Origin of the sequence: Nocardiopsis sp. NPDC049922 (genome assembly GCF_040660275.1) — a bacterium.
GTDB lineage: Bacteria > Actinomycetota > Actinomycetes > Streptosporangiales > Streptosporangiaceae > Nocardiopsis.
Map to the genome: position 1 here is coordinate 192,889 of NZ_JBFAME010000005.1, position 11,671 is coordinate 204,559.

12 protein-coding genes are annotated in these 11,671 nt (G+C 71.3%); all 12 read right to left on the bottom strand.

The window, feature by feature from the left end:
• Positions 1–52: 52 nt before the first annotated feature.
• Entirely contained in the window at positions 53–1,576 is a 1,524-nt protein-coding gene (locus AB0I72_RS11935) for a YifB family Mg chelatase-like AAA ATPase (RefSeq protein ID WP_358566179.1), read from the bottom strand.
• Positions 1,576–1,941: a YraN family protein gene (locus tag AB0I72_RS11940; RefSeq protein WP_358566182.1), complete on the bottom strand. Its 366-nt coding sequence runs from the start codon at positions 1,939–1,941 to the stop codon at positions 1,576–1,578. The genes AB0I72_RS11935 and AB0I72_RS11940 overlap by 1 nt, the downstream gene beginning before the upstream one ends.
• 191 nt (positions 1,942–2,132) lie before the next feature.
• Positions 2,133–2,459, bottom strand: coding sequence for a DUF2469 domain-containing protein (locus tag AB0I72_RS11945; protein WP_358566184.1), 327 nt, complete (start codon positions 2,457–2,459; stop codon positions 2,133–2,135).
• Between the two features lie 293 nt (positions 2,460–2,752).
• Entirely contained in the window at positions 2,753–3,628 is an 876-nt protein-coding gene (gene lepB, locus AB0I72_RS11950) for a signal peptidase I (RefSeq protein ID WP_358566187.1), read from the bottom strand.
• A gap of 70 nt (positions 3,629–3,698) precedes the next feature.
• Positions 3,699–4,058, bottom strand: coding sequence for a 50S ribosomal protein L19 (gene rplS / locus AB0I72_RS11955; protein ID WP_358566190.1), 360 nt, complete (start codon positions 4,056–4,058; stop codon positions 3,699–3,701).
• A 175-nt stretch (positions 4,059–4,233) separates the two neighbouring features.
• Positions 4,234–5,013, bottom strand: a complete 780-nt coding sequence (gene trmD / locus AB0I72_RS11960) for a tRNA (guanosine(37)-N1)-methyltransferase TrmD (RefSeq protein WP_358566193.1) — start codon at positions 5,011–5,013, stop codon at positions 4,234–4,236.
• 11 nt (positions 5,014–5,024) lie between these two features.
• Positions 5,025–5,537 (bottom strand): ribosome maturation factor RimM, encoded by a 513-nt coding sequence (gene rimM / locus AB0I72_RS11965; protein ID WP_358566196.1) that lies wholly within the window; start codon positions 5,535–5,537, stop codon positions 5,025–5,027.
• Positions 5,538–5,656: 119 nt separating this feature from the next.
• Complete coding sequence (locus tag AB0I72_RS11970) at positions 5,657–5,899, bottom strand: RNA-binding protein (RefSeq protein WP_017598215.1); 243 nt, start codon at positions 5,897–5,899, stop codon at positions 5,657–5,659.
• A gap of 1 nt (position 5,900) precedes the next feature.
• Positions 5,901–6,359: a 30S ribosomal protein S16 gene (rpsP, locus tag AB0I72_RS11975; protein ID WP_358566199.1), complete on the bottom strand. Its 459-nt coding sequence runs from the start codon at positions 6,357–6,359 to the stop codon at positions 5,901–5,903.
• A 257-nt stretch (positions 6,360–6,616) separates the two neighbouring features.
• Positions 6,617–8,218 (bottom strand): signal recognition particle protein, encoded by a 1,602-nt coding sequence (gene ffh / locus AB0I72_RS11980; protein WP_358566202.1) that lies wholly within the window; start codon positions 8,216–8,218, stop codon positions 6,617–6,619.
• A gap of 70 nt (positions 8,219–8,288) precedes the next feature.
• The gene (locus AB0I72_RS11985; RefSeq protein WP_358566205.1) at positions 8,289–9,521 is read right to left on the bottom strand and encodes a hypothetical protein; all 1,233 of its coding nucleotides are present in this window, start codon (positions 9,519–9,521) and stop codon (positions 8,289–8,291) included.
• A 387-nt stretch (positions 9,522–9,908) separates the two neighbouring features.
• Positions 9,909–11,246 carry an ammonium transporter gene (locus AB0I72_RS11990; protein WP_358566208.1) on the bottom strand — a complete coding sequence of 446 codons (1,338 nt, stop codon included), beginning with the start codon at positions 11,244–11,246 and terminating at the stop codon, positions 9,909–9,911.
• Between the last annotated feature and the right edge of the window lie 425 nt (positions 11,247–11,671).

Here is an 11,671-nt window from a genome sequence, read left to right on the forward strand (position 1 = left end):
CACGATCGCGCCCCTCCGCTCGGCGTCCCGGAGCCGCTGCCGTCCCTCCGCCTCACCACGCCCGGCCCGACCACAACGCGAAGGCGTACGCGGTCTCCTCCTCGCCGGGGCGGTCCCGGTCGGCGAGGTCGGCCAGCGTCCAGGCGACCCGCAGCGCCCGGTCCACACCCCGGGCGCTGATCTGTCCCCGGTCCATCGCCCCGCCCAGGACCCGCAATGCCTCCGGTTCGACCGGGAACTCCCGGCGCAGCCGCGCCCCCGGGATCTGCGCGTTGGTGGTCCACGGCGTGTGCGCCAGCCTCTCCGCCGCCCGGACCCGGGCCTTCTCCACCCGTGCGGCCACCACCGCGGACGACTCGGCGAAGGCTCGGTCGGCCAGGAGCTCGGCCCGGGCCACGGGTTGGAGCTCCACCTTGAGGTCGACCCGGTCCAGCAGCGGCCCCGACAGGCGCGACAGGTAGCGGCGCCGCTCGCCCGGCGGACACGTGCACAGGGAACCGGGCTTGGCGCAGGGGCACGGGTTGGCCGCCATCACCAACTGGAAGCGGGCGGGCAGCACCACCGTGGCCGAGGCGCGGGCCAGCACGACCTCGCCGCGTTCGAGCGGCTCCCGCAGGGAGTCGAGCACACCCCTGCTGAACTGCGGGGCCTCGTCGACGAACAGCACACCGTGGTGGGCCTTGGACGCCCATCCGGGCGTGGGGTGGCCGCTGCCGCCGCCGATGATCGCGGCGCGGCTGGCCGAGTGGTGCGGTGCGGCGAAGGGCGGCGAGGTGATCAGCGGCGCGCCCCTGGGGAGGGTTCCCGCCACCGAGTGGATCGCCGTCGCCTCCAGCGCCTCGGCCGGGGTCAGCCGGGGCAGCACCGTGGGCAACCGTTCGGCCAGCAACGACTTCCCCGTTCCCGGCGGTCCCAGCATCATGAGGTTGTGTCCGCCCGCCGCCGCGATCTCCACCGCCCGCCGGGCGACCGGCTGGCCGAGGACGTCGGCCAGGTCCACCCCGGAACAGTCCGGGTACCCGGGGCCGGGCGCGGGCGTGGCCTCGGGCTCCTCCAGCGGCTCCCCGCCGCGCAGCCAGTGGCACACGTCGGCCAGCGCGTCCACGGCCCGCACCTCGATCCCCGGTACGAGGCGGGCCTCCTCCGCGTTGCCGCGTGCGACGACGAAACGGTCGTGGCCCCGATCGACCGCCGCCACCACGGCGGGCAGCACCCCGCGCACCGCACGCACCCGTCCGTCCAGGCCCAGTTCGGCGAGGAGGACCGTCTTGTCCAGCCGGTCCATCGGCACCTCGCCCGAGGCGGCGAGGACGGCACCGGCGATGGCGAGGTCGAAGAGGCTGCCGGACTTGGGCAGGCTGGCGGGTGAGAGGCTGACGGTGATCTGGCCGCTGGGCCAGCGCTCCCCGCTGTTGACCACGGCGGCGTGGATGCGGTCGCGGGCCTCCCGCAGTGCGGCGTCGGGCAGCCCGACCAGGGTCACCCCGGGGTTGCCGCCGCCCAGGTGGACCTCCACCTCCACGACGTGCCCCTGGACGCCCACCAGAGTGACGCAGTGCGCGCGTGCGAACGACATCAGCCCACCCCGCGTTCGTGGCTGACGAACACGCGGTCACCGACCACCAGGACACCGACGCCGTCGACGCGCAGTGGTCGGCCGGGAACGCGGTGCCGGGCCGCCCAGGCCAGGCCGAGGCGGCGCAGCCGGAGGCGTCGGGCGGGGGTGAGGGCGTCGAGCGGATGGCCGAAGCGCGCGCAGGTGCGGGTCTTGACCTCGGCCACGACCAGGGTGCGCCCGTCGCGGGCCACGATGTCGATCTCCCCGGCCGGGACCCGCCAGTTGCGGTCGAGCACCCGCATCCCGACACGCTCGAGGAACACCACCGCCAGGTCCTCACCACGGACACCCAGCACGCGGCGGTACACGGCCCGCTGGTCCATCGGCGACCACCTCCCGTTACCACGGTCGGTGATCGGGGGTCAGCGCGCCAGGGGCAGTTGTTCGGCTGTGGACAACGGACGGCCCCGCGACCCGCGACGGAGGAACGCCCCGTGTTCCCGGGCGGGGGAGACCCCCGGATCCGGAGCGGCTCGCGCCCGGCGGGCCCGAGGTCGGTCGAACCCGCCCGGGATCAGGAGCCGTCGCCCTCCGTGGGCGGCACCTCCAGGTCCGCCTTGGTGATCTCCTCCACGTTGACGTCCTTGAACGTCACCACCCGCACGTTGCGCACGAATCTGGCGGGCCGGTACATGTCCCAGACCCAGGCGTCCTCCATCACCACCTCGAAGTACATCTCCCCGTTCTCGGTGGAACGCGGCTGGAGGTCGACGTTGTTGGTGAGGTAGAACCGGCGCTCGGTCTCCACCACGTAGCTGAACAGCCCGACGACGTCCCGGTACTCGCGATAGAGCTGGAGCTCCATCTCGGCCTCGTACTTCTCCAGGTCCTCAGAACTCATCCACGCGCTCGCTTTCGTCGCACTCTCCCGGTCGCTTCGACCCCCTGTCCCATGGACACCACCGGTCCCCGGCTTGTTCCCGCCGGAGCGGCGGACCCACGGACGGGCGACGTGAGGACGACCCGGATTCCATCATGCGTCACGGAGGGCCCCCGTGTACTCCGTCGGACGGATTTCCTTCACCGACCGGTCACCCGGGGCGCCGCCAGGACCCCGGACGGCCGTCCGCGCGGGACACGGCGGACCGGTGCCCCGCCGTCCGCGCCGGGAACGCCCGACGCGGCCGGCGCGCCTCAGTCGTCCGCGGCGTTGAGCTCCTCGAAGGTCTCGGGCACGCCCAGCGACCCGAACTGGCTGAACGGCCAGATGATCACGAACGCGCGCCCCTCCACGTGGTCGATCGGGACCGCGCCGCCGCCCGGGTTGTTCTGGTTGCCCCGGGAGTCCACGGAGATCGCCCGGTGGTCCCCCATGAGCCACAGGTGCCCCTCCGGCACCTCGATCGGGCCGAACTCGGTGTGGCTCTCCACGCTGCCCGGGAAGAGGTAGGCCTCCTCCTCCAGGGGCACGCCGTTGACCATGATCCGGTTCTGCTCGTCGCAGCACTCCACGACGTCGCCCGGCAGGCCGATCACGCGCTTGATGTACTCCTTGCCGGTGGGGGCCGCGCCCAGCTGCTGCTGCACCCACGTGAAGGCGCCGGCGACCGGGTTGGTCGGCTCGGGCACCTGCACCGTGCTCGGGTCGTCCCACGAGTTCTCACCGTTGAAGACGACCACCTCACCGCGCTCGATGTCGCGGAGTTCGTAGACGACCTTGTTGACGAGCACCCGGTCACCGACGAGGAGCGTGTTCTCCATGGAGCCGGAGGGGATGTAGAAGGCCTGCATCACCCATGTCCTGATCACGAAGGCCAGGACGAAGGCGATGACGATCAGGATGGGGAGTTCCTTCCAGAACGACCCCTTCTTCTCACTGCTCTCGGACTTGCTCATCTCGCTGTCCGCCCCCTTCTCCTGCTCCGGACCGTCGGCGGCGGAGACACGACTGGCTCCCGAGTGCTCGTGCACTCGGGAGCCAGTGTCGGAGCCGTGCTCCTCCGGGCCCGGTCGGGCGGAATCCTCGTCCTGGACCCCGTCCTCGACGCGGTCCCTGTCGTCTTTGCTCATCGCCCGAAGCCTATCCTGCCTCCCGTGCGGAGGCCGTGAGGTTGGGGGCGGAGCGGCGGGAGCGCCAGGACTACTTGGCGGCGGGCTCGCGGCGCTCGCGGATGCGGGCGGCCTTCCCGCGCAGGTCGCGCAGGTAGTACAGCTTGGCGCGACGCACGCGGCCGCGGGCGGCGACCTCGTACTTCTCGATGGCCGGGGTGTGGATGGGGAAGGTGCGCTCCACGCCCACGCCGTAGCTCACCTTGCGGATGGTGAAGGTCTCGCGGTTGCCCGAGCCCTGACGGCGGATGACCACGCCCTTGAAGACCTGGACACGGGTCCGGTTGCCCTCGGTCACGCGCACGTGAACGTTGAGCGTGTCACCGGGGCGGAACTCCGGGACGTCGGTGCGAAGCTGAGCCTTCTCGAGCTCCTGAATGGCGGTGTGCATCTCGCGAATCCTCATCGGTAGCGCTCCGCGTCCTGTCCCCGGCTCCGTGGCCGGGAAGGGGTGCGCGGGCGAGGGCCCTCATGGGTCTGACTGTCGTACCGCCCGGGTGACCGTCACAGAGGCCGACGTCGTGCCGCCGGCATGCGGATGCGGCCGATCACCAAGGGGAACTCACCTAGTTTGCCACAGGTTGGCCATCGTCCCGAACGGCCTCCTCGGCGAGAACCTCCCGGTCACGCCGGTCCAGGCGTTCCTCCGGCGTGGCCGCCACCAGGTCCGGCCGGTTCCGCGCGGTCTTGCGCAGCGCCTGGTCACGTCGCCAGCGGTCAACGGCTCCGTGGTTGCCCGACAGCAGGACCGGCGGCACCTCCCGCCCCCGCCACGCGGCGGGCTTGGTGTAGACGGGGCCCTCGACGAGGTGCTCCATCCCACCCGAGGCGAAGGAGTCCTGCACCGCCGACTCCGTGTTCCCGAGCACACCGGGCAGCAGCCGTGTGATCGCCTCGACCATGACCAGCGTGGCGGACTCGCCCCCGTTGAGCACGTAGTCGCCGATGCTCAGCTCCTCGACGGGCATCCGCTCGGCCGCGTCCACCGCCACGCGCGCGTCGATCCCCTCGTAGCGCCCGCAGCCGAAGACCAACCGCTCCTCCCCCGCCAGCCGCTCGGCGTCGGCCTGGCGGAACGGTCGCCCGCTCGGGGTCGGCAGGATCAGCCGCGCGGGCCCCTCCCCCACGACCTCGTCGAGCGCCTCGCCCCACGGCTCGGGCTTCATCACCATGCCGGGGCCGCCGCCGTACGGCGTGTCGTCGACGGTGTTGTGCCGGTCGTGGGTCCAGGACCGCAGGTCGTGGACGTGGACGTCGAGCAGTCCGGCGGTGCGCGCCTTGCCGATCAGCGACAGGTCCAGGGGGGCGAAGTAGTCGGGGAAGATGCTGATGATGTCGATGCGCATGGGGCGCCCCTTCACTCGGCGAGGTCGAGCAGGCCGCTCGGCGGGTCGATGACGAGCCGCCCCCCGGCCACGTCGACCTCGGGGACCAGGGCGGACACGAACGGCACGAGGATCTCGCGCCCGTCCGCGGCGGTGACGACCAGCACGTCCTGCGCGTGGTGGAGCACGTCCTCCACCGTACCGACGGGCTCCCCGCCCGTGGTCTGCACGGCCAGTCCGATGAGCTCGTGGTCGTGGAACTCGTCCGGGTCGTCGGTCGGCGCGATGTCGGCGGAGTCCACGAGCAGGGTGGTGCCGCGCAGCTCCTCCGCGGCGTCCCGGTCCGCGACGCCCTCGAAGCGCACGATCAGCTTCCCGCTGTGACGGCGGCTCGCGGTGACGCGCAGCGGCCCCGCGTCGGCGGGGTCGGTGGTGAGCACGGAGCCCACGGCGAACCGCTGCGCCGGGTCGTCGGTGCGCACGTCGACGGCGACGTCACCGCGCACCCCGTGCGCACGGCCGATCCGGCCGACGACGAGCAGCATGGGGCTCCATCCCTCCCTGGTGCCCGACCCCGTGGGGCCGGGACGACGGCGCCCGGGGTACGGACCCCGGGCATGACTGCGGGGCGCCGACCGGCCCGGTCGGCGCCCCGAGAGGCGGGTCAGCGCACCTCGTGCAGATCCAGCAGGTCCACGCGGACGTAGCGGCCCCCGGCGAGGGAGCCGATCACGGTCCGCAGCGCCTTGGCGGTGCGGCCGTTGCGGCCGATCACCTTGCCGAGGTCGTCGGGGTGGACCCGGACCTCCAGGACCTTGCCCTTGCGGAGCCTCCTGGCTCGCACCTGGACGTCGTCGGAGTTCGCGACGATCCCCTTCACGAGGTGCTCAAGCGCCTCTTCCAGCACGTCAGGCCTCGCCCTCGGACTTCTCCGCCTCAGCGGTCTCGGCGGGCTTCTCGGCCGCCTTGTCCGCCTTCTTCTCGGACTTCTTGGCCTTGCCCTTGGGCTCGCCGCCGGGGAGCACGAGCTCCTTCAGCGCGGCCTGGAAGGCGGCCTCCTTGGCCTCGGGGTCCTTGGGCTCGGCGACCTGGAGCGGAGCCGGAGCGGGCAGGCCCTTGAACTTCTGCCAGTCACCGGTCTTGCGCAGGAGGACCTTCACCGCGTCGGACGGCTGAGCGCCCACGGACAGCCAGTACTGGGCCCGCTCGGAGTCGACCTCGATGAGGCTCGGGTGCTCCTTGGGGTGGTACTTGCCGATCTCCTCGATCGCCTTGCCGTCGCGCTTGCTGCGGGCGTCGGCGACGATGATGCGGTACTGGGGCGTACGGATCTTGCCCATACGCTTGAGCTTCAGTTTGACAGCCACTGGAGTGGTCTTCTCCCGATTAACGGTGTTAGGCGCCCGGCGACGAACCACGTGGGGCTGTGGCACCCGCCAAGGCTGACGTGGGTGGCGGACGAGTTAGAGGGCTGGCCAGCCACCGTTAGTCGACTACTCATTGTGCCAGACGTCGGCGGGTTCCTCGGACACGACACCGGGCGCGTATCGTCACACCTTCGACGGACGTGCGGCCCGCCTCCGGCGGACGCCGGAGACGGGCCGCACCCGGGAGTCGGACCGCCCTACTTCTTCTTGGGCAGCTTGAAGTTCGACAGGTCCGGCATGTTCGGACCGCCGAGACCGGGCGGGAGCTGCGGCTGACCGGCGCCGCCGCCGAGGCCCGGGGGCAGCTGCGGCATGGTCTGACCGCCCTCCTCCTGGCGGCGCTGGCGCTGCGCGGCGCGCTCGGCCTCCTGCTGGCGGGCCTTCATCGGGTTGCCGCTGCGCTGCTTGCCCTTCTTCGCCTTCTTGGCCTGGGCCTTGGCCTTCTTGCGGTTGGCGCCGGCGCCCATACCCGGCATCCCGGGCATCCCCGGCATGCCGCCGTTCTTCATCTTGCGCATCATCTTCTGCGCCTCGAAGAACCGGGTGACCAGACCGTTGACGTCGCCGACCTGCGTGCCCGAACCGTTGGCGATGCGCAGACGGCGCGAGCCGTTGATCATCTTCGGGTTGGCCCGCTCGGCCGGGGTCATCGACTGGATGATGGCCTGGATGCGGTCCAGGTCCTTGTCGTCGATGCCGTCGATCTGGTCGCGCATCTGGCCCATGCCGGGCATCATCCCGAGCAGGTTCCCGATCGGGCCGAGCTTGCGGACCATCGACATCTGCTGGAGGAAGTCGTCCAGCGTGAAGTCCTCGTCCGAGGCGATGGTCGAGGCCATCTTCTCGACCTCGGCCTCGTCGAACGTGCGCTGCGCCTGCTCGATGAGGGTGAGGACGTCACCCATGTCCAGGATGCGCGAGGCCATCCGGTCCGGGTGGAAGAGGTCGAAGTCCTCCAGCTTCTCACCCATGGAGGCGAACATGATCGGACGGCCGGTGATGTGCCGGATGGACAGCGCCGCGCCACCGCGCGCGTCACCGTCGAGCTTGGTCAGCGCGACCGCGTCGTAGCCCACGCCGTCGAGGAAGGCCTGCGCGGTGTTGACCGCGTCCTGACCGATCATGGCGTCGACGACGAACAGGATCTCGTCCGGCTTGACCGCGTCGCGGATGTCCGCGGCCTGCCGCATCATCTCGGTGTCGACACCGAGGCGGCCCGCGGTGTCGATGATGACCACGTTGTGGTTGTTGCGACGCGCGTGCTCGACGGACTCCCGGGCGACCTGCACCGGGTCGCCGACGCCGTTCCCCGGTTCGGGGGCGAACACGGGCGTGCCGGCCCGCTCCCCGACCACCTGGAGCTGGGTGACCGCGTTCGGACGCTGGAGGTCGGCGGCGACGAGCAGCGGGGTGTTGCGGTCCGCGCTCAGCCACCGGGCGAGCTTGCCCGCCAGGGTGGTCTTACCGGCGCCCTGGAGGCCCGCCAGCATGATGACGGTCGGCGGGTTCTTCGCGAACCGGATCTGCCGCGTCTCGCCGCCGAGGATCTCGACCAGTTCCTCGTTGACGATCCTGATGACCTGTTGCGCCGGGTTGAGGGCCTTGGAGACCTCCTCCCCCCGCGCGCGCTCCTTGATCCGCGCGATGAACTCGCGGACCACCGGAAGCGCGACGTCCGCCTCCAGGAGGGCGAGACGGATCTCCCGCGCGGTCGCGTTGATGTCCTCCTCGGACAGGCGACCCTTGCCGCGCAGCGAGGAGAAGACCGATGTCAGCCGGTCGGAAAGCGTCTCGAACACGAGTGTGGCCAGTCCTTCGTCTCGGAATTGGTCTCCTAGGTTACCTGCCCTCGACCCACCTGGGCCGGGCTCAGTTCCCGGAGCCCTCCTCGGCGGGCGACTCCTCGGCCTCGGCGCCGTCGCCGGCCTCGTCGTCGGCGGCGCCCTCGCCCGACAGGGTCGCCTCGCGCTGCTCGCGCAGGGCGGTCAGGACGGCCTCCTGGTCGTCGCCGCTCATGCCCCGGGTGGAGAGGCGGGCCTCACCGTCGACGGAACGCTCCTGCTCGGAGGTGCTGACGTGGTCGTAGTCGGCGCTGCACGACAGCTCCAGGGTGCTCCCGGCCTCCAGGGTGCCGCTGTCGCTGCACTCCAGCTGGCCGAGCTCCTCCTCACTGAAGGTCACGTCCATCCGGACCGAGACGCTCCCGCCCTCGGCGGCGCCGGAGTCCGCGACGGTGCCGGACCACGTGCAGTTGGGCCCGTCCTCACAGGTGAGGTTGGGGTCGCCCGCCCAGGCCACCTCGACGCGCGCGTCGCGGGAGCTGGTCAGCTCCTCCTCGACGGTGGTGATCAGGCCGTCGTAGAGCTCCTCGATCTCGGGCCGTTCCGCCTGGGCCAGGTCCAGGCGCACCTGGGGCCCGGTCCCGGCGCCCTCCGGGACGAGCTCCTCGACGGCGATGCGCTGGATCTGGTTGGTCTCGGCGTCGATCCACACCTGGTCGCGCTCGCCCGCCAGGTCGACCCGGTAGGTGAGCGTGCCGTCGAGGTTCTCCTCGACCGCGTCCGCCTCCTCGATCTCCAGCCCCCCGAGGATCGCGGCCAGGTCCGCCGGGGCCAGGGTCGTCGCGGGGTCGATCCCGGTCTGCCTGGCGGAGGTGCGTACCCAGTTGCCCTCGAAGTCGTCGAAGTCCGGGCCGAAGACGCCGCGGTCCAGCCAGAAGTCCTCGGCGGCGCGGACGTAGGTCCGGCCGTCGACGCTGATCAGCTCACCCTCGGCGCCGTTGACCTGGACGGTGCCGCGCGTCGCGCCGCTGTCGGCGACGGTCAGGGCCGTGTCCTGCACCTGGCCGCCGACGCTCTCGGCCACCTGCCCGGTCGCCGTGAGCGCGGGGTAGGCGGCCAGATCGGCGAGCGCCTCCTCCAGGAGCGGAGCGGCGTCCACGGTCTCCGTGGGCTCGGGGCTGGGCTCCTCCTCGCCCCCGCCGCCGGGCAGCAGGCCGCTGAGGGTCGAGCACCCGGTCAGAGCGAGCACGACGACCGTGCCCGCCGCGGCGAACGCGGTCCGACCACTCCTGCGACCCCTGTTGTGACTCACCGGCGCCATCTTGCCTCCTGACCCCGACCGACGCGGGGCACTGTACGAATACGCATGGGTTCTCGGGGAGGGGGGACCGCGGACGCGGGTCCCGTCCCTGGCGTGGGATGCGGCTCCATGGCTCGCGGTCGCGCCGATCGCGCTCCGGCCCGGGATCCGGGCCGTCCTCCGTGTCCCGCCCACCCTCGAGTGGGCTCCCACGGTCTCCCGGCGCTCCCGGCGCATCGCTTCGAAGGGTATCGAATCGTGACACCCGACGCGTCCGGTCCTCGGCGCGCGTCGCGGGCGCACCCGCGCGGGAGCGCCGAAACGGGGCCGACGGGGATCTCTCCCCGCCGACCCCGAGGGTCACCTCACCGCCTCAGCGGCACAAGACCCGCGACCTCAGCGTCGAGGCTAGGACTTGACCGGCGATGAGGCCGTCTCCCCGCCCGGAGGCGTCGGCGAGGAGACCGCTCCTTCCTCCAGCTCGTCGAGTTCCTCGAACGCGTAGGCCGTCTCGGCGTGCAGCTCGTGGTCGAGGCCGTTGGTCTCGACCTCCTCGGGGAGGCGGAAGCCCATGACGAGGTCGATGACCTTGGCGATGACCCAGGTGACGACGAAGGAGTAGGCGATCGTGGCGGCCACGGCGATCAGCTGGACGACCAGCAGGTCGATGCCTCCGCCGTAGAAGAAGCCGTCGGCGCCGGAGGAGCCGACCGCGGAGGCGACGAGGCCGATCATCAGCGAACCGATGACGCCGCCGACCAGGTGGACGCCGACCACGTCGAGCGCGTCGTCGTACTTGAACTTGAACTTCCAGCTGATGGCGTAGGCGCAGAGGGCGCCGGAGACCAGGCCGACGGCGATGGCGCCCACCGGCGAGACGTCCGCGGCGGCCGGCGTGATGGCGACCAGACCCGCGACGGCGCCCGAGGCGAACCCGAGGGCGCTGGCCTTGCCGTAGCGCAGCTTCTCGACGAGCATCCAGGCGATGATCGCGGCGGCCGTGGCGACCTGGGTGTTGACCAGTGCGAGCGCGGCGACGCCGTCGGCGGCGTAGGCGGAACCGGCGTTGAAGCCGAACCAGCCGAACCACAGCAGGGCGGCGCCGAGCAGGACGAAGGGCAGGTTGTGCGGGCGCATGGACTCGACGCCGAAGCCCTTGCGGCGGCCGAGGACGACGGTGAGGGCCAGGGCCGCGGCACCGGCGTTGATGTGGACGGCGGTACCGCCCGCGAAGTCGATGACGCCCGCGTCGCCGATGCCGATCAGCTCGAACCAGCCGCCGCCCCAGACCCAGTGGGCGACGGGGAAGTAGGCGAGCAGGGCCCAGACGGGCACGAAGATCAGCCAGGCGCCGAACTTGGCGCGGTCGGCGATCGCGCCGCTGATGAGCGCGACGGTGATGATGGCGAACATCATCTGGAACCCGGCGTCGACGAGGAGCGGGTAGCCGCCGCCACCCTCGCCGTCGGACGGCTCGATCTCACCGATGAGGCTGGTGAGGCCGAGGTAGTCGAAACCACCGATGAAGTGGTTGAGCGCTCCGGGGCCCTCGGCGTAGGTCAGCGAGTGGCCGATGAGCACCCACAGGACGCTGACGATGGCGATGCTCGCGAAGCTCATGAGCATCATGTTGAGGACGCTCTTGGCCCGCGACATACCTCCGTAGAAGAAGGCCAGGCCCGGGGTCATGAGCATCACCAGCGCGGCGCTGATCAGCAGCCACGTGGTGTTGCCGGTGTCGATCATGTCGTCGCCTCCGTTGGACGGACGGGGGATGTGTCGGAGAGGGCGGCAGTCAGCGAGCGCATCTTCGGGCCCGATGCAGTACCACGGACGCCACTGTCCGACCTGGGTGTTTCTCGCCCTGAGCCGACATGTTGCGCGCGTGTAAAAGGACTGCCAGGAGTGTTAAGGAGCCGTGAACCGATGACCCAGTTCGCGCGAACGGTCGCGCACCGGTACGGACCGGCCGCGATTCCGTGGACGATGGGCGACGATTCGACCACTCCGCGTCAGATCTCAGGTCGATCTCACGTCGGTAACGAAGTCTCCGACAGGTTCCGCGCCCCGGTGTTTCCGCGTGGTTTCCGCCGCATGACGCCGGTCACATCCCCACGGCACGGCGACGGCCGGGCCCCTCCGGGAGCCCGGCCGTGGTTTCTCGGAACGTC

Coding starts and splice junctions, on each gene's coding strand:
- trmD (WP_358566193.1), bottom strand. CDS start 5,013: ATGCGCATCGACATCATCAGCATCTTCCCCGACTACTTCGCCCCCCTG.
- AB0I72_RS11945 (WP_358566184.1), bottom strand. CDS start 2,459: ATGAGTTCTGAGGACCTGGAGAAGTACGAGGCCGAGATGGAGCTCCAG.
- lepB (WP_358566187.1), bottom strand. CDS start 3,628: ATGAGCAAAGACGACAGGGACCGCGTCGAGGACGGGGTCCAGGACGAG.
- AB0I72_RS11990 (WP_358566208.1), bottom strand. CDS start 11,246: ATGATCGACACCGGCAACACCACGTGGCTGCTGATCAGCGCCGCGCTG.
- AB0I72_RS11985 (WP_358566205.1), bottom strand. CDS start 9,521: ATGGCGCCGGTGAGTCACAACAGGGGTCGCAGGAGTGGTCGGACCGCG.
- rplS (WP_358566190.1), bottom strand. CDS start 4,058: ATGCACACCGCCATTCAGGAGCTCGAGAAGGCTCAGCTTCGCACCGAC.
- AB0I72_RS11935 (WP_358566179.1), bottom strand. CDS start 1,576: ATGTCGTTCGCACGCGCGCACTGCGTCACTCTGGTGGGCGTCCAGGGG.
- AB0I72_RS11940 (WP_358566182.1), bottom strand. CDS start 1,941: ATGGACCAGCGGGCCGTGTACCGCCGCGTGCTGGGTGTCCGTGGTGAG.
- rimM (WP_358566196.1), bottom strand. CDS start 5,537: ATGCTGCTCGTCGTCGGCCGGATCGGCCGTGCGCACGGGGTGCGCGGT.